Source organism: Bradyrhizobium sp. USDA 223 (assembly GCF_044909005.1).
GTDB lineage: Bacteria > Pseudomonadota > Alphaproteobacteria > Rhizobiales > Xanthobacteraceae > Bradyrhizobium > Bradyrhizobium yuanmingense.
In genome coordinates this window covers 5,572,048-5,595,153 of record NZ_JBIYDR010000001.1, presented here as the reverse complement: position 1 = coordinate 5,595,153, position 23,106 = coordinate 5,572,048, and the positions used below count along the sequence as shown (strand labels likewise).

Genomic DNA, 23,106 nt, shown 5'->3' with positions numbered 1-23,106 from the left:
CCGGCCACCCCACGCGCATCTTTTTGAGGGTGACATGATGCCCCTGTTTTGCCCGACAAGTCAAATCTTGCTTCGAAAAATCCTAAATTTCGGCGACGTGAGCGTTTGCAATGACTTGGCTACTGTGCATGGGGTTGTTTTCGCACTTTTGTTTTGGAGGGCCAGACTCTCCCGCCCACAGCTGTCATCCCCCGCGCAGGCGGGGGATCCAGTACACCGCGGCCTCTCGGGAACGTTGAGCGTCTCTGGAACACTGGATCCCCGCCTTCGCGGGGATGACACGGTGGAGATGGGGCCCACCCCACCCTGTTGCCGAGAGCGCACACGTGCCGGCTTTCGCACTTGCCCTCGGTTGCCAACGAACCGCCGTTCACCCACTATTCGCGCTGACTCGTGATGTGGGGGGATCGATGCCGGCGTTTCGCTTCAAGTCCTTTGCAAAGCCCTTGGCCGTTGCAAGCCTCGCGCTTGCCCTGGCCATCCTGGCGCTGCCGCGCGCCGGCTTCGCCTACACCCAGGAGGAGCAGCAGGCCTGCACGCCGGATGCGATGCGGCTGTGCGGCGAGTTCGTCCCGAACGTCGACGCCATCACCGCCTGCATGATCAAGAAGAAGGCGCAGCTCTCGCCGCAATGCGCGGTGTTCTTCCGCCGCGGACCGGCGCCGCGCGAGCAGCGCGCCGGCAAGCCGACCCAGATCGCGCCCAAGGCTGCGAAGAAGACCGCCAAGCCGGCGCCGAAGAAGAAATCCAGCCAAGGCTGAGCGCCCAGCGACCAAAAGGCTGAGCGCCCAGCGACCAAGGCTGAGCGCCCGGCAGCGCGTTCCCGGTTTGAAACTCCGCCGAAGGCGCGCAACCGCGCGCCTTCCTCGTTCCGGCCCTGACATCGGCTTCGCGGGCAGCCAGCGGACTCGTTTTGTTCGCACGACGCGCGGGGTTGCGTCGATCGACGGGGCCGCCTGAAAAGATGCGCGGGCAGATTTGCGCGGCAAGGTTGCATTCCACTTTGTCCCGCGCGTTGCTCAAAAAACGCACAGACGCGCGCACGAGCGGCATTTCGATGCGGCCCGTGTCTCCGTCCTGCGAAGCAGTGTGACTCAAAAGCCAACACGTCTTGTTATTTCGTGGCTGTCGCGCAGCTCCCGACAAATTTTTCTTTCACGAATCAGCGCACTGATTCATTTTCGCGGCCTGGGGTCAATCTGGAGGCGGAAGGTATGAACGTCATTGTTTTTGCATCTCGTAAAGGCGGTTCGGGCAAGAGTACCCTCGCCGCGCATCTCGCCGCGCAGATCAAGGCGAGCAAGCAGGTCATGCTGGTTGACGCCGATCCGCAGGGCTCCCTGACGCTGTGGCACAAGCTCCGGGGCACCAACGAGCCCCCGATCAAGGCTGCCGTCAACTCCGTCAGCGGCATCGTCTCCGCAGCCAAGCGCGACGGTTATGAATGGGTGTTGATCGACACGCCGCCGAACCTGTCGGCCGTCGTCGACGACGCGATCAAGAATGCCACCATGGTGGTCATCCCGGCGCGTCCCGGCGTGTTCGACGTCAACGCCGTGCAGGAAACCATCCAGATGTGTCGCGCCGCGCGCAAGCCCTACGCGGTCGTGCTCAACGGCGCCCCGGCCAAGCGCGACGAAGTCGAAAGCCCGATCGTCACCATCGCCCGCGAAGCCCTAGCGAAATTCCGCGCTCCGGTGTGGGGCGGCCAGATCACCAATCGTTCGGATCTGCTGATGGCGCTCAGCCACGGCGAAGGCGCGCGCGAGTATCAGGCCGAGAGCCGTGCGGCTCAGGAAATCGCCAGGCTGTGGGCGGCGATCGAGCGTTCGGTGAAGGCTATCCGTGGCACCGCGTCGGCCTCCGGCGCAATGCACAAGCAGGCAGCTTAATTTGCATTGGTCATTCCGAACGGCGAAAAACGCGCGGGAATGTCCGCGCGTTTTGCGTTTCTGGGCTTGTCCTCACGCCACCATCAGCATGTAGAACACGATGACCGGCGACAGGGTCAGGATCACCGACCAGATGCCGACGGCCCAGAGAATGTCCTCGGTGCTGAAGCCCTGCTGTTCGGCGTCGAAATGCGACGCCATTTCATTCTGACTATTCACAAACGCCCCCGCGATTTCTTCGCTATGGGCGTCGGTGATAGCAGCGATGTTTTAAGATCCGGATCGCATCTGCCCGTGCATTTCGAACACAGGTGCTACCACGGATTAACCATCCCGCGCGCAGCTTCAGCCGACCAGCCAGACGCGAAACAGCAGCACCGGCATCAGGCCGAGCATCACGGCCCAGAACCCGAACGACGAGACGACGAGAATTCCCTTCAAGAGATCGGCGGGCGCGAACTGGCTCGCGGCCGTTGGCCGGGTGCGCTACCCCATGGTCATTTCCCCTTCGGTAACTTTGGACAGAACGATAGGCGCAGTCACGTAAACGAGACGTGGATACGGATTGCGGCAGCTGCGAAGGCCGTTGGGGCGCGGTTAACCACGCGCCGCGCTCTCTCGCACCCTCTCCCCGTTCTTACGGGGAGAGGGTGGGGTGAGGGGCTGTCTCCGCAAATGCTTTGGCGGCTGGACTCGCAGAGGCTCCCCCTCACCCGGAATTTGCGCAGGCGCAAATTCCGGCCTCTCCCCGCAAGCGGGGAGAGGCGAAAGAAGCACTACGCCGCGATCGTCATCCGTCGCTCGATCTCGCGATCGATCGTTGCCGCGAGCTCGCTGCTCACTTCCACCATCGGCAGGCGCACCTCCGGGCTGTCGATCAGGCCGGACCGCCACAGCCAATACTTCGCCGGCGCGGGGCTCGGCTCGGCGAACAACAGCCGCGTCAGCTCGGCGACCTCGTCCCAGCGCGCCTGCGCCGCATCGTGGTTGCCGCGCTTGTGCTCGCTATAAATTGCCGCGAAGGTCGCGGTCTCGACATGGGCTGAGAGCACGATGCCGCCGTCAGCGCCGTCACCGAGCGCCTCGAAATAATTGGCGTCCTCGCCGGTGAGCACGCGAAAGCCCTTCGGCCGGTCGCGCAAGAGCGCGATCGATTGCTCCCGGCTCGCGCCGCAATCCTTCAGGCCGACGATGTTCTTGTGCTCGGCAAGGCGCAGCATGGTCTGGTTGGTGACGTGGACGGCGCAGCGATAGGGAATGTTGTAGAGCGCGATCGGCCATGCGGCGTGGTCGGCGAGCGCCTCGAAATGCGCCAGCAGGCCACGCTGCGACGGCCGCACATAATAGGGGCTGGCGATCAGGTAACCGTCGATCGGCCAGTCCGCGGTCTCGTCGAGGCGCTCCTGCAGACGCGAGGTGTCCGCGCCCGACAGTCCGAGGCAGATCGGCAGGTTGCGGCCGGCGGCCGCCATCTCCTCCCGCACCACGGCGACGAGACGTTCGAGCTCGGCTGCGCGCAGCGTCATGCCTTCACCGGAGGTCGCGCCCAGGATGAGGCCGTCGATGCCGTGCGCGCAATAGTGCCGGGTCAGCCGCCGCAGCGACCTCTCGTCCAGCGCGCCGTCCTGGAACGGCGTCACCAGCGGCAACCACAGCCCGTGCAAGTGATCTCGTAGTCCGGTCATGTTTCCATCTCCTTCTCGGGAAAAATGCCTGAGACGGAGGGCACATGAAAAAACCCCGTCCAGGCGGCGGGGTTTTCGAAGATTTGCAGCGATGACGAAGTCGGCTAGCGCGCGCAAAAATCCGAGGCCCCGGGATGGGGCCCTTTTTTCGAGACGATGGCCTCGAACGAGATTGCGCACGACTTCGTGATCATAGGCCAATGATGCGGGGTAGGCGTGGAACTGTCAATACACGCGCAGGGCGAAGCAATATTTTGGACGAAAAAAAGCCGGACCCGAGGGCCCGGCTTAGGTATTGGCCACGTGAGGCCGACACAATCACCTTCCAAGAGGGATTACTGAACTCCCGCGCCACTGGAGGAGGGGGACAAATGCGCAACGCGAAGGCTCAGCGTGCAAACATTATGAGCTTGCCGAGTGCCTTGCAGCAACAGCCGAGGCCGCATGTCAGTCATGCGGAAATCAGGACGGCCAGCGTTGCGCCTTGCTCACCACGAAGTCACGGAACACCTGTACGCGCGCGACCGTCTTCAACTCCTCGGGATAGACGAAGTAGGTGTCGAGCTGGATCGAATCCGACTCGCCGAACAGCTGCACGAGCTTGCTCTGCTCCTCGACGAGGTAATCGGGCAGGGCGGCAATGCCGAGGCCCTGCGCGCAGGCGCGCACGAGACCGAGGATGTTGTTGACCTTGAAATAGGCCTCGCGCGGACCCGAGCCGTTGCGCCCGGCTTCGATCAGCCAGTTGCGGTTCTGCAGGTGCGGCGCGAAGTTGCCGTCCGAGAGCGTGATGATGCGGTGGGAGTCGAGCTCCTCCAGCGTGCGCGGCGTGCCGAAGCGCTTGATGTATTCCGGCGAGCAATAGGCGTGGAAGCCCATCGCGAACAGCTTGCGCTGGATGAGATCCGGCTGCGTCGGCTTGCGGGTGCGGATCGCGACGTCAGCCTCGCGCATCGACAGATCGAGCTCCTCGTCGGTGACGATCAGCGAGATGCGGATCTCCGGATAGAGCGCGGTGAACTCGCCGAGCCGCGGGATCAGCCAGTTGATGCCGACGCCGGGCGTGGTGGTGATCTTGAGATCGCCGCTCGGCCGCTCGCGGCTGTCGGTCAGCTTGGCGCGCGCCGCCTGCAGCTGCATGAACACGTCATGCGCGGTGCGGAACAACAGGTCGCCCTGCTCGGTGAGGATCAGCCCGCGGGCGTGGCGGTGGAACAGCGAGACCGAGAGCTCCTGCTCCAGCGCCGAGACCTGGCGCGACACCGCCGATTGCGACAGGCCGAGCTGCTCGCCCGCATGCGTGAAGCTGCCCGCTTCCGCCGCGGCGTGAAACACCTTCAGCTTGTCCCAGTCCATATCCGTAAATCCGTCGCGTGTTCGGGGCATGATTCTATTCCGCTGCCGCGCGCTCGCTGGCGCGAAGGGCCAAGAAACGTTCGGCTTCGAGTGCGGCCATGCAGCCGAGGCCGGCGGCCGTCACGGCCTGGCGATAGGTTTCGTCGGCGACGTCGCCGGCGGCGAACAGGCCGGGCACCGAGGTCGCGGTCGAGTTCGGAGCGACCTCGATATAGCCGGAGGGTTTCAGCTTGACCTGATCCTTGACAAGCTCGGTCGCCGGCGCATGCCCGATGGCGATGAAGATGCCGTCGGCCTTGACGTCCGTCAGCGCGCCGGTCTTGACGTTCTTGAGCCGGACATGGGTGACCTTATTGGGGTTCTCGGTGCCGCAGATCTCGTCGACCGCGGCGTCCCAGATCACCTTGATCTTCGGATGCTTGAACAGGCGCTCCTGCAGGATACGCTCGGCCCGGAAATGATCGCGACGATGCACGATCGTGACCTGCGAGGCATGGTTGGTGAGGTACAGTGCTTCCTCGACCGCGGTGTTACCGCCGCCGACCACGATCACCTCCTTGCCACGGTAGAAGAAGCCGTCGCAGGTGGCGCAGGCCGACACGCCGCCGCCCTGGAACTTGGCTTCCGACGGCAGCCCGAGCCAGCGCGCCTGCGCGCCGGTGGCCAGGATCACGGTCTCGGCGAGATAGACGTCGCCGCTGTCGCAGGTGAGGCGGAACGGCCGCTGGGCCGTCTCCAGCTTGGTCACCAGGTCGGAGACGATCTTGGTGCCGACATGGACCGCCTGCTTCTCCATCTGCTCCATCAGCCAGGGGCCCTGGATCACGTCGGCGAAGCCTGGATAGTTCTCGACGTCGGTTGTGATGGTGAGCTGGCCGCCGGGCTGGATGCCCTGGATCAGGATCGGCTCAAGCATCGCGCGCGCGGCGTAGATCGCGGCGGTGTAGCCAGCCGGGCCGGAGCCGATGATGACGACCTTTGCATGAACAGGAGCGGACATTTCGATGGACGCCTTTCACGGGGGATTTGCAGCGCGGGCGCGGAATGTGCCGGGAGGCCTAGCGGAGGCGCTGAAATATCAGAGCTAATCTAAGCAATCTGGCGAGCCATGCAAGAATTGCATTCCCTATCGGCGGATTTTTCCAACAGGGAACAAAAGTCGATTGCGCTGCACGCGCAATAAAATTGCGCCGGCGGTGAGGATTGCGCTATGAGGATTTCGACAAATCACCCAATACCGCCGCAAAGGCCAGGAGTTCCAATCACGTGTCGCGGAACCTAGACGAGATCGACCTGAAAATTCTCACAGAGATTCAGGCCGACGGTCGAATCACCAATGTCGAGCTGGCCAAGCGCGTCGGCATCTCGCCGCCCCCCTGTCTGCGCCGCGTCCGGGCGCTGGAGGAGGAGGGTTACATCCACGGCTATCGCGGCCTCCTGGACGCACGCAAGCTGGGCTTCGACGTCACCGTTTTCGCCGCCGTGCACCTGTCCAGCCAGGCCGAAGGAGATTTGCGCGCGTTCGAGGAGTTCGTCCGCGCCGAGCCCCTGGTGCGGGAATGCTGGATGCTGTCCGGCGAGGTCGATTTCATCCTGAAATGCGTCGCCCCCGACATGGCGACCTTCCAGGATTTCGTCACGCACCTCACCGCGGCGCCGCATGTCCGCAACGTGCGCACGTCATTGGTGCTGCACAATTCGAAGTACGAGGCGGCCGTGCCGCTCGAGGTCAAGGGACGGCGGTAGGTCGCGCGAACTCGTGCCCCGGACGCAGCGCAGCGCTTCTTCAGCGGTGCGCTGCAGAACCGGGGCCCATCTCACCGCGTGCCGTGCTGCCTTCTGGGTCCCGGCTCTGCGCAGCAACGCTAAGGGCGTTGCAGCGCGTCCGGGACACCAGACGCAGAAACAAAAAGGCCGCGCACTGCGCGGCCTTTTCGAAATGTCAGCAGACGCAGCGGCAAGTCCTTACCGCCACTCCACCTTGGTGATCTCGTACGCCTTGGCGCCGCCCGGCGTGTTGACCTCGACCGTGGCGCCCTTCTTCTTGCCGATCAATGCGCGTGCGAGCGGCGAGGTGATCGAGATCCGGCCCTTCTTGGCGTCCGCCTCGACCTCGCCGACGATCTGCCACACCGTCTTCTTCTCGGTGTCCTCATCGACCAGCGTCACGGTGGCGCCGAACTTGATGGTATCGCCGGAGAGCTTGGAGATGTCGATGATGTCGGCGCGCGCGAGCTTGTCCTCGAGCTCGGCGATGCGGCCCTCATTGTGCGACTGCTCTTCCTTCGCGGCATGATATTCCGCGTTCTCCGACAGGTCTCCGTGCGAGCGCGCCTCGGCGATATGCTCGATGATCCGCGGACGGTCCACGGACTGGCGCTGCTTCAATTCTTCCCCGAGCGCGACAAAGCCGGCCTGGGTCATCGGAACCTTTTCCATCGTCTCTCTCGTCCTTCGATCGTGCGCCCCAGAATGCGGATGGGCGCCGCAACCTTGATTCGTCAGTCCTCCAGAGCCCAAAGAGGGGCTGCCGGACCTTGACAGATATGGGCTTTAGCGCCGGAACAGAACTACCACCTGGCCGGACAGTTCCTCCGGCCATTGTGGCTTCATTGCCAATCACTTAGCGGAAGCTTCGCTGCCGCTAGCGATCAGGTTTCCGAAAAGTAGCTCTGCAGGGTACGAACCTCAAGGTCCCCGCCCAAATAGGCGCGGATGCCCTGCGCGGCCGCCACGGCCCCGGAAAGAGTGGTGTAATATGGCACTTTATGCAAGAGGGCCGCGCGCCGCAGCGAGCGGCTGTCGGCCAGCGCCTGCGGCCCTTCGGTGGTGTTGAAGACGAGCTGGACGTCGCCATTGGTGATGGCATCGACGATGTGCGGCCGCCCTTCCAGCACCTTGTTCACCTTCTCGGTCGGGATGCCCTGGTCGGTCAGGAAGCGCGCCGTGCCCGAGGTCGCCAGCACCTTGAAGCCGAGCGAATGCAATTCGCGCACGGCATCCGCGATGCGCGTCTTGTCGCTTTCGCGCACCGAGACGAACACAGTGCCCTTGCGCGGCACCCGCGTGCCGCCGCCGAGCTGACTCTTCGCGAAGGCGACCGCAAACGAGCGGTCGATCCCCATGACCTCGCCGGTCGAGCGCATCTCGGGGCCGAGCACGGTGTCGACGCCAGGGAAGCGCGCGAACGGGAAGACCGATTCCTTGACGCCGACGTGCTTGAGCGCCGCCTTCTTCAGCTTGAAATCGGCAAGTTTCTCGCCGGCCATGATGCGCGCGGCGATCTTGGCGACCGGCGTGCCGATCACCTTGGCGACGAACGGCACGGTGCGCGAGGCGCGCGGATTGACCTCGAGCACGTAGATCTCGCCGTCCTTGATGGCGTATTGCACGTTCATCAGGCCGATGACGTCGAGGCCGAGCGCGAGCTCGCGGGTCTGCCGCTCCAGCTCCTCGATCATTTCCGCATCGAGCGAGTGCGGCGGCAGCGAGCAGGCGCTGTCGCCGGAATGGATGCCGGCTTCCTCGATGTGCTCCATGATGCCGACGATGAAGGTGTCCTTGCCGTCGCACAGGCAGTCGACGTCGATTTCCGTGGCGTCCGACAAATAGCGGTCGAACAGCAGCGGGTTCTTGCCGAGCACGGTGTTGATCTGCCCGGTCTTGTCGTTCGGATAGCGTGCCTTGACGTCGGCCGGCACCAGCTCCGGCAGCGTGCCGAGCAGATAATCGTTGAGCTGGTTCTCCTCGCGGATGATCTGCATCGCGCGGCCGCCGAGCACGTAGGACGGGCGCACCACCAGCGGCAGGCCGAGATCGGCGGAGACGAGGCGGGCCTGCTCGACCGAATAGGCGATGCCGTTCTTCGGTTGCTTGAGGCGCAGCTTGTCGAGCACGCGCTTGAAGCGGTCGCGGTCCTCGGCGAGGTCGATGGCGTCGGGCGAGGTGCCGAGGATCGGCACTTCGGCGGCTTCCAGCGCACGCGCCAGCTTCAGTGGGGTCTGGCCGCCGAACTGCACGATCACGCCGTGCAGCGTGCCCTTGCTGCGCTCCTTGGCGATGATCTCCAGCACGTCCTCGGCGGTGAGCGGCTCGAAATAGAGCCGGTCGGCGGTGTCGTAGTCGGTCGACACCGTCTCCGGATTGCAGTTGACCATGATGGATTCGTAGCCGGCGTCATGCAGCGCGAAGCAGGCGTGACAGCAGCAATAGTCGAACTCGATGCCCTGGCCGATGCGATTGGGACCGCCGCCGAGAATGATGACCTTCTTCTTGTCGGACGGCGCGCTCTCGTCCGCGGGCAGGCCGGCGAACGGCGCCTCATAGGTCGAGTACATGTAGGCGGTCGGCGAGGCGAACTCGGCCGCGCAGGTGTCGATGCGCTTGTATACCGGGTGAACGCCGAGCGCGTGGCGCTTCGCCTTGACTTCGGCCTCCGTCGTCTCGGCCAGCACGGCGAGCCGCGCGTCGGAGAAGCCCATGGCTTTCAGCGTGCGCATGCCGAAGGCGTTGCCAGGCAGGCCGTTCTTCCTGACCTTGTCCTCCATCTCGACGATGCCGCGCATCTCGGCGAGGAACCACGGATCGATCTTGCAGGAGTTGAAGATGTCCTCGTTCGACCAGCCGAGCCGCATGGCCTGGGCGACCTGGAGGATGCGGTTCGGCGTCGGAGTGCCGAGCGCGGCGCGGATCGCGTTCTTGTCGTCGTCGCGGCCGAGGCCCTCGATCTCGATCTCGTCGAGGCCGGTCAATCCCGTCTCGAGCCCGCGCAGCGCCTTTTGCAGGCTTTCCTGGAAGGTGCGGCCGATCGCCATGACTTCGCCGACCGATTTCATCGAGGTGGTCAGCGTGGTCGAGGCGCCCGGGAATTTCTCGAAGGCAAAACGCGGCACCTTGGTGACGACGTAGTCGATGGTCGGCTCGAACGAGGCCGGCGTCGCGCCGCCGGTAATGTCGTTGGCGATCTCGTCGAGCGTGTAGCCGACCGCGAGCTTGGCGGCGACCTTGGCGATCGGAAAACCGGTGGCTTTCGAGGCCAGCGCGGAGGAGCGCGACACGCGCGGATTCATCTCGATGACGACCATGCGGCCGTCTTCGGGATTGACGCCGAACTGAACGTTGGAGCCGCCGGTCTCGACCCCGATCTCGCGCAGCACCGCCAGCGAGGCGTCGCGCATGATCTGGTATTCCTTGTCGGTCAGCGTCAGCGCCGGCGCCACCGTGATGGAATCGCCGGTGTGCACGCCCATCGGATCGAGGTTCTCGATCGAGCAGACGATGATGCAATTGTCTTTCTTGTCGCGCACCACCTCCATCTCGTACTCTTTCCAGCCGAGCACGGACTCCTCGATCAGCACTTCGTTGGTGGGAGACGCGTCAAGGCCGCGCTCGATGATGTCGAGAGAACTCTTCCTTGTTGTAGGCGATGCCGCCGCCGGTGCCGCCCATCGTGAAGGAGGGGCGGATGATCGCAGGGAGGCCGATCTCGGACAGCGCCATCATGGCCTGGCCGAAGGCGTATTCCTGGTAGCGCTTGCGACGCTCGCTCTCGCCGAGCGTCCATTGCCGGTCGAGCTCTTCGAGCTCGGCGCCCGAAGCTTTTGCGCGCGCGGCCTGATACTTCTCGCGGAACGACTTCTTCAGCTCGGAGGCGTTGGCGAGCCGGGACTTCGGCGTCTCGAGCCCGATCTTGGTCATGGCCTCGCGGAACAGCTGGCGGTCTTCGGCCTTGTCGATGGCGTCGGCGGTGGCGCCGATCATCTCGACGTCGAACTTCTCCAGCGTGCCCTGCCGGCGCAGCGACAGCGCGCAGTTCAGCGCGGTCTGGCCACCCATGGTCGGCAGCAGCGCGAAGCCGCCGGGGACGACGTGACGTTCCTTCTCGATGATCTTGGCGACGATCTCGGGCGTGATCGGCTCGATATAGGTCGCATCGGCCAATTCCGGGTCGGTCATGATGGTGGCCGGGTTGGAATTGACGAGGACGATGCGATAGCCCTCCTCCTTCAGCGTCTTCACCGCCTGGGTGCCCGAATAGTCGAACTCGCAGGCCTGGCCGATCACGATGGGACCGGCGCCGATGATCAGGATGGTCGAGATGTCGGTTCGTTTGGGCATCACCGCTCACGGGCTGGGATCTGGGCACAAAAAAAGGGCGCGCTTGCCGCGCGTCCCCATTTGGCGAGAGCGCGGGGGTCTCCCTCGCGCGCGGGTGGGTCTTAAACCAGTTTTTGGAGCGGCGAAACCCCGAAAAACGCCCATCAACCGCCAATTTTCAGGGGTTTGGGACTCTGCCGAGCGCGCCCGGCTTCGCCCGTTGGGCTTCGCCGCGGCAGCCTTCGCTACGAAGGGCTTGCCGAGCCGAAGCTGGCGAAGCCAGCGAAGCGTGGAGACCCGGCCTGGATTTGAACCAGGATGAAGAGCGATGCACCGCCCCCGCGTAGACATTTCCGCCACCGGGCCATCAGGATTATTCCCGATCGGCGTGCGCCAGGCCACCTCAGCTGATCGTTATGCTTAACGGATCAGAGGCGGCCTCGCGATGAAGGTCATGCGCCAGCGGTTGTGCCCGATATTGCTGTGGGCGCGCTGGACCGCGAAGCCCGCCGCCTTCAGCTTGGCCGTGATCTCGTCCTCGCTGTAGCGCTGCAGTCCGATCTTCGAGCGCAGCTGGCGATAATCCGACAGCGCGGTGCTGATCAGCCCGATCAGCGCGTCCTTCAGAAATCCGTGACGCAGGCCGAACCCGAGCAGCGCCATCACATCCCTGACCATGCCGACATTGGGCTGTAGAACGTCCCCCAGCACCAGCTTGCCGGAGGGTTTCAGGATGCGGCGGATGTTCAATAGCGCCGCATCGAGCTCGTCCGGCGTCATGTATTGTGCGACCGAGTTCATCACGACGAGATCGATCGACTGATCCTGCATCTTGCGGACGTCCTCGAGCGAGCGGACGCGGATCTTGGTGTTTGGGGCAAACCGCGCGATCAGCCGGCCGCGCACGCCCGGCGCGGGCTCGGCCAGGATCAGCATGCCGCAGGCGGCCGCCACCTGGCTCGCCGACAGCGCTTCGCCGCAGGCATAGTCCAGCACCGTCGCATCGGGCGAGGGGATGTAGCCGATGATGTCCCGCGCAATGATCTGGAAGTGCAAGTCGCGATGCAGCTTGCTGACATAGATCGTATGCGTCGAGTCGTAATAATCGATCCAATCGTCCATTGGTATCCCGCCCAGGGGTTCCTATCTAGGAACCGCGCTGCCCACCTTGCGTTAGGGGTGCGGCGGCGCGCCGTCAATGTCCGCGTCCTAACAGGAAGGTCTCCCGTGAGCAAAACCAACAACAAGGTCTCGCCCGAACTCGATACCCCCACGGATTTGTCGCCCGACGGGGTCAAGAAAGTCTCTGAGGCGCTCAACGTGCTTCTGGCCGACGCGTTCGCGCTTTATCTGAAGACCAAGAATTTCCACTGGCACATCAGCGGGCGCCACTTCCGCGATTACCATCTGCTGCTCGACGAGCAGTCCGACCAGATCTTCGCCACCACCGACCAGCTCGCCGAGCGCGTCCGCAAGATCGGCGGCACCACGCTGAGGTCGATCGGCCAGGTCGCAAAGCTCCAGACCATCAAGGACAACAACGAGGACTACGTCCCGCCGCGCGAGATGCTGCGCGAACTGATGCAGGACAACAAGCACGTCGCAGCCGCGATGCGCAAGGCGCACGACGTCTGCGACGAGGCCGGCGACGTTGCCAGCGCCAGCATTTTGGAGAATTTCATCGACGAGACCGAGCGCCGCACCTGGTTCCTGTTTGAAGCGACGAGGCAGGAAGGCGGCAACGAGGCGTAGGCCGAGCTTTCGTAGGGTGGGCAAAGCGAAACGTGCCCACCAACAGGAGTGTGCGGATGGAGTGGCGGGCACGGCGCGCAGGGGCGCGCCTTTGCCCACCCTACCGCACCGCGCTCGTAGTTACCGCCACAGCCGCATCAGCGCGCCGTCCTTCCCGGTCACGGGATCAGCCGGCGGCAGCGCCACTTGCGGAATCGTCTTCAGCGCTTTCACATGGTTCTCCGGCGTTGCGCGCGTGATCTCCATTTTTGCGCCTGGCGGATAGGCGCCGATCACGCAAAAATCATCGCTCGCCTTGATGCATTGATGTCCGGTGCCGGCGGGCAGGATCGCGACGTCGCCGGCCTTGATGTCCAGCTCCTGGCCGTGATCGCCGCCGAAACGCACGCGGGCGCTGCCGCGCGCGACGCCGAGCACCTCATGCACCGTCGCATGATAATGCAGATAATCGTAGACGCCGTTGCGCCACGTCCCGCCCCAGCCGTTCGCTTCGAACAGATTCTCGATAGTCTCTTCCGGGCGCTTTGGGTCGAGCTTCACCGCGCCCTGGTAGACCAGGAACGGAAGGATGTTGTTCGGCACGAGCCCGTCATCCTCGAAAACAATGGCGAGCGTCTCGGCCTTGTCGCGGACGACGGACATGGCTGTGCTCCTGCGCAAGAATAGCAGGGATCAACTAAACGCGTACGGCGACGTTCCTCGTTCCACCGTCATTCCGGGGCGACGCGCAGCGTCGAGCCCGGAATCCATGGCGCTGCAGAGTCTGTTGCCAGATGGATTCCGGGCTCGCGCTACGCGCGCCCCGGGATGAAAAAGTCCGGGCGAGCCCGGACTTTTGTGGTGAAGTATTCCGGGAGAACGCGCCTTACGCCCTCTTCCTCTGCCGCATCAGATCGGCGAAGCGCTGGAACAAATAATGCGAGTCGCGCGGGCCGGGTGAGGCCTCGGGATGGTATTGCACGGAGAATACCGGCTTGCCGTCGAGCTGGATGCCGCAGTTGGACCCATCAAACAAGGAAATGTGGGTCTGCGTCGCGCCCTTCGGCAGCGTCGTCTCGTCGACGGCAAAGCCGTGGTTCATCGAGGTGATCTCGACCTTGCCGGTGGTCTCGTCCTTGACGGGGTGATTGGCCCCGTGATGGCCCTGATGCATCTTCTTGGTCTTGGCGCCGACGGCAAGGCCCAGCATCTGGTGGCCGAGGCAGATGCCGAAGGTCGGCGTGCCCGATTTGATCACGTCGCGGATCACGGGCACGGCATATTTGCCGGTCGCGGCCGGATCGCCCGGACCGTTGGACAGGAACACGCCGTCCGGCTTCAACGCCAGGATGTCTTCGGCCGGGGTCGTCGCCGGCACCACCGTCACCTTGCAGCCGACGCCGGCGAGCAGGCGCAGGATGTTGCGCTTGATGCCGTAGTCGATGGCGACGACGTTGAACTCGGGCTTGTCCTGCCTGCCAAACCCATTGTCCCAGGCCCAGGGCGTCTCGTCCCAGGTGAAGCGCTGGCCGCTCGTCACCATCGGCACGAGGTCCATGCCCTCGAGGCCCGGCCACTCGCGCGCTTCTTCCTTGAGGCCGTGCAGGTCGAACTCGCCGGTTCTGGAATGCGCGATCACGGCATTTGGCATGCCCTTGGAGCGGATCAGCGCGGTCAGCGCGCGGGTGTCGATGCCGGAAAGGCCGATGATGCCGCGGGCCTTGAGCCAGGCATCGAGATGCTTGGTGGCGCGGTAGTTCGAGGGATTGGTGATCGCGGTGCGCAGGATCACACCGCGCGCGCCGGGCGTCGCGGCCATGTTCACCGTCTCGATGTCGTCCTCATTGGTACCGACATTGCCGATATGCGGGAAGGTGAAGGTGATGAGCTGGCCGGCATAGGAGGGATCGGTCAGGATCTCCTCATAGCCGGTCATTGCGGTGTTGAAGCAGACCTCGCCGACGGCGTGGCCCTCGGCGCCGAGACCAAAGCCCTCCAGCACCGTGCCGTCGGCAAGCACGAGGAGCGCGGTCGGTTTGTGGTCCGGCCAGGCGGGATCGTTGTCATGTTGTGTCATGAGCCCGCTTCATAAGCCCCCCGCGTGTGCACGTCAAAGCGAGAGAAGGCCGATTCACATGCGTTTTTGCATATTTGACAGGCCTCCTCCCACCCTTAAGCTCGGCCGCACAATTTCCGGCAATTTCCTGGGCTTGCGAGGCAATAATGGACCAGACCACCCCCATTGTGCTGGTTCCGGGGCTGGCGTCCTCGGCCCGGATCTATGCGTCCGTGATCCCTGCGCTCTGGCGTTTCGGGCCGGTGACGGTCGCCAACCACATCCGCGACGACAGCATGGCGGCGATCGCCCGCCGCATCCTCGCCGAGGCGCCGCCGCGCTTCGCCCTCGCCGGCCATTCCATGGGTGGCTACATCGCCTTCGAGATCATGCGCCAGGCCAGCGAGCGCGTGACAAAGCTCGCGCTGATCAACACGCAGGCGCGGCCCGACACGCCGGAAGCCACCGCACGCCGCCGTGCCCAGATGGAGCGCGCCAGACGCGGCGAGCTGCGCGCCGTGCGCGAGGAGAGTTTTCCGGAGCTCGTGCATCCGTCGCGGCGTGACGATGCCGGGATTCTCGCGCTCGTGCATGCGCAGGACGAGGACGTCGGCGTCGAAGGCTATCTGCGGCAGCAGACCGCGATCATCGCACGGGTGGATTCGCGCTCCTTGCTGGCGACGATCACATGCCCGACGCTGGTGCTGACGGGCGATGCCGACAACACCATCCCCAACGCCTTCTCCAAGGAGATGGCCGAGGGGATCACCGGCGCCAGGCTCGTGATCCTCGATCGCTGTGGGCACCTGCCGCAAGCCGAACAGCCGGAGGCGACCGTTCAAGCGCTGACCGAATGGCTCCGAACCGAGGTTGTCTGAAGGCCACGAACGGCCTAGATCAAGCGTTGGATATTCGAAGGGATCACGATCATGCTGCGCGACGACATCAACAATGCGGTCAAGGAGGCCATGAAGGCCAAGGACGAGCGCAAGCTGTCCACGCTGCGCATGGTCAACTCGACCATCAAGAACGCCGACATCGACGCGCGCGGCAGCGGCAAGCCGCCGCTGTCGGATGCCGACATCCTGGCGGTGCTGCAGAAGATGATCAAGCAGCGTCAGGAGGCGGTCGAGCTCTACGACAAGGGGGGGCGCGCCGAGCTTGCCGCGCAGGAGCGCGAGGAGATCGCGGTGATCTCGGCGTATCTGCCGAAGCAGATGTCCGACGACGACGTGAAGAAGGCGATCGCGGATGCGATCGCCGAGACCGGCGCGGGCGGCATGAAGGACATGGGCAAGGTGATCGCCGCGCTGCGCGCGAAATACGCGGGACAGATGGATTTCGGCAAGGCGTCCGGTCTCGTGAAGGCAGCGCTGTCGGGCTAAGTCGTCATTCCGGGGCGTGCGGAGCACGAACCCGGAATCCATCGGGCTTCCGACTCCGTTGCGAAATGGATTCCGGGCTCGCGCTACGCGCGCCCCGGAATGACAACAAGAACAAGGGGAGGCACGATGACCACCGTCAAGCCATTTCGCATCGCCATCGGCGACGACATCCTCGCCGACCTGAAGTCACGCCTCGCCCGCACGCGCTGGCCGGATGCGGAGCTGGTCGACGACTGGAGCCAGGGCGCGCCGCTGAAATGGATCCAGGAGATCTGCACCTATTGGGCCAACGAGTATGACTGGCGCTCGCGCGAGGCAAAGCTCAATCGCTTCGCGCAGTTCACCACCGAGATCGACGGGCTGGACATCCACTTCATTCATGCGCGCTCGAAGGAGCCTTCGGCGCTTCCGTTGATCATCACCCACGGCTGGCCCGGCTCCATCGTCGAGTTCCAGAAGGTGATCGCGCCGCTCACCGATCCTGCCGCGCATGGCGGCAATCCCGCCGACGCCTTTCACGTGATCTGTCCCTCGCTGCCGGGCTTCGGCTTCTCGGGTAAGCCAAGGACCACGGGCTGGGGCGTCGATCGCATTGCCGCGACCTGGGCCAAGCTGATGGATCGCCTGGGCTACGCGCGTTATGGCGCCCAAGGCGGCGACTGGGGCTCGGCGGTGACGACCTCGCTCGGCGCGCAGGACCCCATTCATTGCGCCGGCATCCACATCACGCTCGCATTCAACGCGGCGCCGAAGGTCGAGGGCGAGCCGACGCCAGAAGAGAAACGGGCGCTGGTGGGCCTCAAGCATTATGTCGATCTCGATTCCGGCTACTCCAAGCAGCAATCGACGCGGCCGCAGACGCTCGGTTATGGCCTGACGGATTCGCCGAGCGGACAGGCGGCCTGGATCCTGGAAAAGTTCTGGGCCTGGACCGATTGCAATGGCCACCCCGAAAACATCTTCAGCAAGGACGAGCTGCTCGACAACGTCACGCTCTATTGGGCGACGCAGACGGCGACCTCGTCGGCGCGGCTCTATTGGGAGAGCTTTGGCAAGCGCCGCACCACGCCGGTGGTGAAGGTCCCGACGGGCGTCGCGGTGTTTCCAAAGGAGATCATCACGCCGGTGCGGCGCTGGATGGAGCCGAACTTCCATGCCATCACGCATTGGAGCGAGATGGAGAAGGGCGGTCACTTCGCGGCATTCGAGCAGCCGGAGCTGTTCGTGCGCGATGTCCGGAAGTTCTTCGCAACGGTGCGGTAGCCTCCGCTGTCATTCCGGGGCGACGCGCTAGCGTCGAACCCGGAATCCATCAAGCGGCGTTTCCTGTGGCCCGATGGATTCCGGGCTCGCCCTTCGGGCGCCCCGGAATGACGGCGAGGGACTTGTCCCGTGCGCCCGCGGCCCTAGACTGAACGATAATAACAAGACACTGGAAACGACCATACCATGCTGACCGAAGCCGCAACCTACGACGAACTCGTCCGCAACTTCCGTTGGGATGTCCCCGCGCGCTTCAACATCGCGGAAGCGTGCTGCGATCGCCATGCCGACGGCACCGGCCGACTTGCGCTGATCTATGTCGACGACACCGGCGCCACCAGCCGCACGACCTTCGACGAGATCGCGGAGATGTCGCGCCGCTTCGCCAATGTGCTGAAGACGGACGGGCTTGTCCGCGGCGACCGCGTCGCGGTGTTCCTGTCGCAGTCGCTGGAACTGCCGATCGTGCACATGGCGGCGTTTCGCTCCGGCCTGATCTCGATCCCGCTGTTCGCCCTGTTCGGCGAGGACGCGCTGGAATTCCGTCTGTCGAATTCGCAGGCCAAGGCGATCGTCACCGACGAAGCCGGCTGGGAAAAGCTGTCCAAGATCCGCGACCGCCTGCCGGAGCTGAGCAACGTTTACATCGTCGGCGCACGCGTGCCCGCCCGCACGACATCGTTCTGGGATGCGGTGAAGGCCGCTTCGCCCGACTTCACGCGCGCGGACACCTCGGCCGACGATCCCGCCCTGATCATCTACACGTCGGGCACGACGGGTAACCCGAAGGGCGCGCTGCATGCGCATCGTGTCGTGCTCGGCCATCTGCCGAACGTGGAGATGTGCCACAACTTCTTGCCCAGGCCCGGCGATCTCATGTGGACGCCGGCGGATTGGGCCTGGATCGGCGGGCTCATCAACGGTCTGCTCGCGTTCTGGTACCACGGCATTCCCCTGGTCGGCCATCGCGCGCGGAAATTCGAGCCGCAGGCGGCGATGCAGATGATGGCCGATCTTGCCGTCCGCAACGTATTCCTGCCGCCGACGGCGCTGAAGCTGATGCGGCAGGCCGGCGTCAAGCATTCCGGCGTCAAGCTGCGCAGCATCTTCACCGGCGGCGAATCGCTCGGGGGTGAATTGCTCGGCTGGGTGCGCGAGACGTTTGGTGTCGACGCGCATGAGGTGTTCGGCCAGACCGAGTGCAACCTCGTGATCGGCAGCAACGCGAACTTGTTTCCGATCCGCCCGGGTTCGATGGGCAAGGCAACGCCCGGCTTCGATGTCCGCATCGTCAACGACAAGGGCGAGGAATTGCCGCGGGGTCAGCGCGGCATCATCGGCGTGCGCCAGCCGTGCCCCGTCACCATGCTTGGCTATTGGCGCAATCCGGAGGCGACCGCGAAGAAATATGCCGGCGACTTCCTGCTCACCGGCGATCTCGGCGTGCAGGACGAGGACGGCTATTTCTGGTACGTCAGTCGCGAGGACGACGTCATCACCACCGCCGGCTACCGCGTCGGCCCTTCCGAGATCGAGCACACGCTGATGAAACATCCGTCGGTGGCCATGGCTGCGGTGGTCGGCATTCCCGATCCGATCCGTACCGAATCGATCAAGGCCTGGATCGTGCTGCGTCCGGGCTTTGCCGGCAGCGACGCGCTCGCGCGCGAGATTCAGGACTTCGTCAAGGTGCAGCTTGCCGCGCACGAATATCCGCGCTTCGTCGAATTCACGGCGACGCTGCCGATGACGGCGACCGGCAAGGTGCTGCGCCGCGAGCTGCGGGCGAGAGGCTAGCTTCCAATCATGGCAAAGACGGTTCAAGCCGCGGGGCTTCACCGCGCCTCGCTTGCAAAGCTGCACGAGCTCGATACGGCGCTGGAGCTCATGTATTACGGCTGGCGCGGCATGACGCTTGAGGCCGACGCATATCTGGCCAAGCAGGGCCTGTCGCGTCCGCACCATCGCATCCTCTACGTTGTGGCGCGCCGGCCCGATATCGCCATCGGCGCGCTGATCGAGATCCTCGGCATTTCCAAGCAGGCCCTCAACCGGCCGCTCAATCTGCTCCTCGAGCGCAAGCTCTTGACGTCGAAGCGCGCGCCGGAACAGCACCGCTCGAAATTGCTGCGCCTGACGGAAGCGGGGCGGCGCATCGAGCAACGCGCCTCGGATCACGAGCGCCAGGTCCTGCGCGAGGCGTTCGCGCGCGCCGGGGCGAGCGGTGCGGCGGGATGGATCGGCGTGATGGAGGCGATCGCCGACAACAACTGACCGAAATCTCAAGTCAACATAGTTGACATGAGGCGCGCGTTTTGCCACCTTCCTGGCCACAAGGCGAAGGGAGGATCCGTGTCGTGAGCGGACAGGCAATGGACCGCGCGGCCGCCGCAAGCTTCGTCGCGGCATGGTGCGCGAACTGGTGCAAAGTGGACATCGACGCTGTCGTCGCCCATTTCGCCGACGATGCGCAGATGCGCAGCCCTCTCGCGCTCACCCTGACGGGGTCTCCGACCGTCACCGGCGCCGAGAACATTCGCGCCTACTGGCGGAAAGCCTACGGCCACATCGAAAGCGCCGACCTGAAGATCCTGGACTGGAGCTGGGACGAGGCGATCGCGCGACTGACGGTGTGGTGGCAATTGGGCGATACGCGCGCCAGCGAATTCATGGACTTCGACGATGCGGGCCGTGTGGTGCGCAGCGAAGCCTTCTACGGGAAATGACCATGCGATTTTCGGATATCGTCCTGCTCCTCAACACGCTCTGGTTCGTGGGCGCGTTCATCCAGTTCAGCATCGCGCAAACCAACACGTTGAAGATCCTGCTGCCGCGGGAGGAGCGCAGCAATCCGATCGCGCCGACCCTTGCAGCAAGCGTCGCGTTCCTCGGCGGCATGAATCTGCCGATCGGGCTCTTGTCGCTCTATCTCCTGGCCGCCCGTCCGTCCTTCTTCCAGCCGGTCGAAGCGCAGCTCGCGCTCTTCCTGTTCTTTGCCGCCTGCCATTTCAGCCAGTTCGCCTATAACGTGCCGGTGCTGATGCGCGGTGGCCGCGTCGGGGTGGCCTATTGGCCGGTGTTGAAGGGCCCGATGCTCCGGATCTTCGTCATCGACGCGGCTCTGTTCGCGGCCAATATCGCAGTGGCGCTGCAGCTCACGATCGCGTCAGTGTGAAGCGGTTTTCCGAACAGATCATGCTCAAACAACAATCTAAAGCGCGATGACGATTCATCCTAACCGCATCGCGCTTTAGCGCGGCGGCTCCGCAAGGGCCGCGCGCAGCATCGCGGCGAGCTCCTTGCGCCGGAACGGCTTGGTCAGAATGCGTGCGTCGATCCCGTCGGGCGTCTTGACCGGATTCTGGCTGTAGCCGGACGTGAAGAGCACCTTGAGGCCGGGCCGCAATTGAACGGCCTGCCTCGCCAGCTCCGGCCCGAACATGCCGCCGGGCATCACGACGTCGGTGAACAACAACTGGATGTCCCCCGACCGGCGCAGCACGTCCAGCGCCGCGGGACCGTTCGACGTCGTGATGACGCGGTAGCCGAGCGCCTTCAGCTCGTTCTCGACATAGGCGCGCACCATGTCGTCGTCCTCGACGACGAGGATCGTCTCGTATCCCTCGGGTGCGGCGACACGCGATGCCGCTGACGGCTCCTCGCTCGATGACGTCGGCAGGCGAGGAAAGAACAGCCTGACCACGCTGCCTTGACCCGGTTCGGACTGCATCTGCACGAGTCCGCCAGATTGCCGCGCAAATCCGTAGACCATGCTGAGGCCAAGGCCGGTCCCCTTGCCGACCTCCTTGGTGGTGAAGAACGGCTCGAACGCGCGCTGCAACACCTCGCTGCTCATGCCGGACCCGGTATCCCTCACGGCCAGCATGACGTAGTCGCCGGGCCGCGGCTCGCCGTTGACGTCGAGGTCGGATTCACGGAGCGATGCATTCCGCACCTCGACCATCAGCTTGCCGCCGTCAGGCATCGCGTCGCGCGCGTTGAGCACGAGGTTGAGCACGGCCGTCGCCAATTGGCCGGGATCGACGCTGGCGAGCCAGAGATCCGGTGCGAACGTGAAGCTGGATTCGATATGCTCGCCCAGGGTCCGCTGCAGAAGCTGCTCCATGCCGGTCACCTGCTCGGCGATGTCGATCTCGCGCGGCCGCAGCGGCTGCTTGCGCGCGAAGGCGAGCAGGCTCCGCGTCAGGTCGGAACCCCGTTCGGCGGCGGTCGCAATGTCGTCGGCGATCCGGCGCAATTCCTCGTTGCCCGCAAGCCTGTCGGCGAGGTGCTCGGAATTGCCGAGAATGACGGTCAGGAGATTGTTGAAATCGTGCGCCACGCCGCCCGTGAGCTGGCCCATGGCTTCCATCTTCTGTGACTGGCTGAGCTTGTGGCTGAGATCGGCAATGGCGGCGCGCTGCTGCTCGAGCGATTCGGCCGTGCTGTTGAGCAGCGTCATCAACCCGCCGAGCTCGCCCCCCGGGTGGGGCTCCGGAATGCGCGCGCTGAGATCGCCGTGCCCGAGACTCTTTGCCATGGCGGCGAGCCGTCCGACCTGCCGTCCGATGCTCACCGTCGTAAGGATCCAGAGGCCGGCGAGGAGCAGCAGCGAGGCGACCGCCAGGATCGCCATGTCCTCGTAAAGCCGGCGGTTCGCTGCCGCGATCAGTCCGTCCTTGGACCGCCCCACCAAGATATAGAGTCCGGCCTTGCGGATCGCGGGCGAGCGGGCAACGCCCCAGATCTGCGTGCGGCCGTCGCGATCGGCGATCTCCCGGAATGGTTCGCCGTCGGGATCTGCCGCGAAGCGGAACAGGTCGGAGCCCGCAATGGAGCCGCCGATGGGTACGCTCCAGCCGCCGCGCTTGGGGGCGGCCAGGACCGTGCCCTTGGCGTCGACGAGCAGGATGTCCTTCTCGGCGAGCAGCCGCTTGTCGTGAAACTCCGCGAATTTGTTCAGGTTGAAGGACGCCAGCAGCACGAATTTCAGCGCGCCTGTATCCGATCGCACCGGATAGGCGATCTGCAGCACCGACAGTCCGGTGAGGCGGCCGAACACCGGTTCCACCGCGACGAGGCCGTGAAGAGTCTTGACCTCTTTGAAATAGCCGCGGTCGTTCAGGTCGAGCGTGCGGTTGGTCCGCAGCGAGTCGCAGAACAGCCTGCCGTCGGGATCGATGGTCAGGATACCCGTGAACTGCGGATATTCCTCGCGGACATCCGACAGAAACGCCGAGCATGCCGCCTTGTCGCGCGTGTCGAGGTCGCGGGCACGGGCGAGCCCGTAATGAAGCTGGGCAGTCCCCTGGATCTTCTCGCCGAGATCGCTGGCGATGTCGTCGGCGGATGCGGCGAGATTTGCCAGCGCCGCGTCGATCTCGCTCGTCCGGTTCTGCACGAAGCGCAGCCCGACCAGAATCGCCGGCACGAGCATGGCCGCGATGACGAGGATAAGTAACCGGGTACGCAGGCTCATCGGTGGGCGATCGGCTCTCGGGCGACGGTATTCTGAGGTGCAATTTGCGGCACGATCATCTGCCCCGTCCATAGCGGTCGGTGCAAAATCGCGCGAAAGGCTAACGATTTCGCCGTGCGAGCATCGTCTTTTCGCTGCCACCCTTCGCGCCGGCCGGCATCAA

At 64.5% G+C, this 23,106-nt stretch carries 20 protein-coding genes and 1 pseudogene; 11 read left to right on the top strand and 10 right to left on the bottom strand.

Annotated elements, in window-relative coordinates; translation table 11 throughout:
• Positions 1–410: 410 nt before the first annotated feature.
• Together ABIA40_RS25965 and ABIA40_RS25960 are read left to right on the top strand one after the other, a co-directional pair.
• A complete protein-coding gene (locus ABIA40_RS25965; RefSeq protein ID WP_036009533.1) occupies positions 411–761 on the top strand; it encodes a hypothetical protein in 351 nt (116 codons plus the stop codon).
• A gap of 453 nt (positions 762–1,214) precedes the next feature.
• A complete protein-coding gene (locus ABIA40_RS25960) occupies positions 1,215–1,892 on the top strand; it encodes an AAA family ATPase (protein ID WP_404546355.1) in 678 nt (225 codons plus the stop codon).
• A gap of 72 nt (positions 1,893–1,964) precedes the next feature.
• On the opposite strand, the gene ABIA40_RS25955 is transcribed toward ABIA40_RS25960, so the two are convergent.
• The 4 genes from ABIA40_RS25955 to trxB all read right to left on the bottom strand — a co-directional run bounded on the left by ABIA40_RS25955 (position 1,965) and on the right by trxB (position 5,933).
• On the bottom strand, positions 1,965–2,093 hold the full coding sequence (locus tag ABIA40_RS25955; protein ID WP_260345777.1) for a hypothetical protein: 129 nt from the start codon (positions 2,091–2,093) through the stop codon (positions 1,965–1,967).
• A gap of 575 nt (positions 2,094–2,668) precedes the next feature.
• Positions 2,669–3,577, bottom strand: coding sequence for a 4-hydroxy-tetrahydrodipicolinate synthase family protein (locus ABIA40_RS25950; protein WP_404543899.1), 909 nt, complete (start codon positions 3,575–3,577; stop codon positions 2,669–2,671).
• A gap of 462 nt (positions 3,578–4,039) precedes the next feature.
• Positions 4,040–4,963: a LysR family transcriptional regulator gene (locus tag ABIA40_RS25945; protein WP_025032176.1), complete on the bottom strand. Its 924-nt coding sequence runs from the start codon at positions 4,961–4,963 to the stop codon at positions 4,040–4,042.
• Positions 4,964–4,967: 4 nt separating this feature from the next.
• Positions 4,968–5,933, bottom strand: a complete 966-nt coding sequence (gene trxB / locus ABIA40_RS25940; RefSeq protein WP_036009535.1) for a thioredoxin-disulfide reductase — start codon at positions 5,931–5,933, stop codon at positions 4,968–4,970.
• A 266-nt stretch (positions 5,934–6,199) separates the two neighbouring features.
• Between trxB and ABIA40_RS25935 the strand changes: the two genes are divergently transcribed.
• On the top strand, positions 6,200–6,679 hold the full coding sequence (locus tag ABIA40_RS25935) for an Lrp/AsnC family transcriptional regulator (protein WP_271538919.1): 480 nt from the start codon (positions 6,200–6,202) through the stop codon (positions 6,677–6,679).
• Positions 6,680–6,898: 219 nt separating this feature from the next.
• Here ABIA40_RS25935 and greA read toward each other — a convergent pair whose 3' ends face one another.
• From greA to ABIA40_RS25920, 3 genes and pseudogenes are all read right to left on the bottom strand, one after another.
• Positions 6,899–7,372: a transcription elongation factor GreA gene (gene greA / locus ABIA40_RS25930; RefSeq protein WP_036009537.1), complete on the bottom strand. Its 474-nt coding sequence runs from the start codon at positions 7,370–7,372 to the stop codon at positions 6,899–6,901.
• Between the two features lie 212 nt (positions 7,373–7,584).
• Positions 7,585–11,050: pseudogene (gene carB / locus ABIA40_RS25925) on the bottom strand (carbamoyl-phosphate synthase large subunit).
• Positions 11,051–11,449: 399 nt separating this feature from the next.
• Positions 11,450–12,151 (bottom strand): class I SAM-dependent methyltransferase, encoded by a 702-nt coding sequence (locus tag ABIA40_RS25920; RefSeq protein ID WP_275508069.1) that lies wholly within the window; start codon positions 12,149–12,151, stop codon positions 11,450–11,452.
• A gap of 105 nt (positions 12,152–12,256) precedes the next feature.
• Here ABIA40_RS25920 and ABIA40_RS25915 point away from each other — a divergent pair, with 105 nt between their 5' ends.
• Complete coding sequence (locus tag ABIA40_RS25915) at positions 12,257–12,781, top strand: Dps family protein (RefSeq protein ID WP_057027720.1); 525 nt, start codon at positions 12,257–12,259, stop codon at positions 12,779–12,781.
• 120 nt (positions 12,782–12,901) lie between these two features.
• On the opposite strand, the gene ABIA40_RS25910 is transcribed toward ABIA40_RS25915, so the two are convergent.
• Positions 12,902–13,423: a hypothetical protein gene (locus ABIA40_RS25910; protein ID WP_404543894.1), complete on the bottom strand. Its 522-nt coding sequence runs from the start codon at positions 13,421–13,423 to the stop codon at positions 12,902–12,904.
• Between the two features lie 223 nt (positions 13,424–13,646).
• Positions 13,647–14,837: a glutamine-hydrolyzing carbamoyl-phosphate synthase small subunit gene (carA, locus tag ABIA40_RS25905; protein ID WP_404543891.1), complete on the bottom strand. Its 1,191-nt coding sequence runs from the start codon at positions 14,835–14,837 to the stop codon at positions 13,647–13,649.
• 146 nt (positions 14,838–14,983) lie between these two features.
• On the opposite strand from carA, the gene ABIA40_RS25900 reads away from it, so the two are divergent.
• The 7 genes from ABIA40_RS25900 (at position 14,984) to ABIA40_RS25870 (ending at position 20,639) form a co-directional block, all read left to right on the top strand.
• Positions 14,984–15,694 (top strand): alpha/beta fold hydrolase, encoded by a 711-nt coding sequence (locus tag ABIA40_RS25900; protein ID WP_404543889.1) that lies wholly within the window; start codon positions 14,984–14,986, stop codon positions 15,692–15,694.
• Positions 15,695–15,745: 51 nt separating this feature from the next.
• The gene (locus tag ABIA40_RS25895; protein WP_225174196.1) at positions 15,746–16,201 is read left to right on the top strand and encodes a GatB/YqeY domain-containing protein; all 456 of its coding nucleotides are present in this window, start codon (positions 15,746–15,748) and stop codon (positions 16,199–16,201) included.
• Between the two features lie 126 nt (positions 16,202–16,327).
• The gene (locus ABIA40_RS25890; RefSeq protein WP_404543886.1) at positions 16,328–17,464 is read left to right on the top strand and encodes an epoxide hydrolase family protein; all 1,137 of its coding nucleotides are present in this window, start codon (positions 16,328–16,330) and stop codon (positions 17,462–17,464) included.
• Between the two features lie 186 nt (positions 17,465–17,650).
• Positions 17,651–19,261 carry an acyl-CoA synthetase gene (locus tag ABIA40_RS25885; RefSeq protein WP_404543884.1) on the top strand — a complete coding sequence of 537 codons (1,611 nt, stop codon included), beginning with the start codon at positions 17,651–17,653 and terminating at the stop codon, positions 19,259–19,261.
• A gap of 9 nt (positions 19,262–19,270) precedes the next feature.
• Positions 19,271–19,738 (top strand): MarR family transcriptional regulator, encoded by a 468-nt coding sequence (locus ABIA40_RS25880; RefSeq protein ID WP_404543881.1) that lies wholly within the window; start codon positions 19,271–19,273, stop codon positions 19,736–19,738.
• Positions 19,739–19,836: 98 nt separating this feature from the next.
• On the top strand, positions 19,837–20,190 hold the full coding sequence (locus ABIA40_RS25875; RefSeq protein WP_036009556.1) for a nuclear transport factor 2 family protein: 354 nt from the start codon (positions 19,837–19,839) through the stop codon (positions 20,188–20,190).
• A gap of 2 nt (positions 20,191–20,192) precedes the next feature.
• Positions 20,193–20,639: a hypothetical protein gene (locus ABIA40_RS25870; RefSeq protein ID WP_404543879.1), complete on the top strand. Its 447-nt coding sequence runs from the start codon at positions 20,193–20,195 to the stop codon at positions 20,637–20,639.
• A 75-nt stretch (positions 20,640–20,714) separates the two neighbouring features.
• Here ABIA40_RS25870 and ABIA40_RS25865 read toward each other — a convergent pair whose 3' ends face one another.
• On the bottom strand, positions 20,715–22,943 hold the full coding sequence (locus tag ABIA40_RS25865; protein ID WP_404543877.1) for an ATP-binding protein: 2,229 nt from the start codon (positions 22,941–22,943) through the stop codon (positions 20,715–20,717).
• Positions 22,944–23,106 lie beyond the last annotated feature (163 nt).